Raw genomic sequence first — 383 nt, 5'->3', positions numbered from 1 at the left:
CGAGAATGGCCGGCCCGGGATCGAGACCCGGTTCATGATCGCACACTTACGGGCTGTCCGATGAGGGCGTTTGCGAGTGCTGGGTTCACGACCCGTATTCCAGTTCTTCACCGGCGAAGAGTTCTTTCAGCACGCCTTCCCGCAAGAGCGCTCGGACCTGAGCCATTGGCGCAAGCGGCTCGGCGCAAGCTGGAGTCGTTGCTGGCCGAGAGCCTGTGGGTGGCGCACGAGGCCGGCGCGTTACGCGGCCAGGATCTCAAGCGCGTCACGGTCGACACCACGGTGCAGCCGAACGCCATCACCTTCCCGACCGATGCCAAGCTGCTTCATGCGGCTATCAAGGGGCTCAACCGCCTGGCGAGAAGGCACGCCGTCAGGCTGCG

1 pseudogene is annotated in these 383 nt (G+C 65.0%); it reads left to right on the top strand.

The features are described 5' to 3' along the window. A pseudogene (locus AC0L3U_RS38600) lies at nucleotides 1-383 on the top strand (IS5/IS1182 family transposase); the annotation flags it as partial.

Source organism: Bradyrhizobium sp. Kon69 (assembly GCF_055807515.1).
This window is presented reverse-complemented; position numbering and strand designations above follow the sequence as displayed.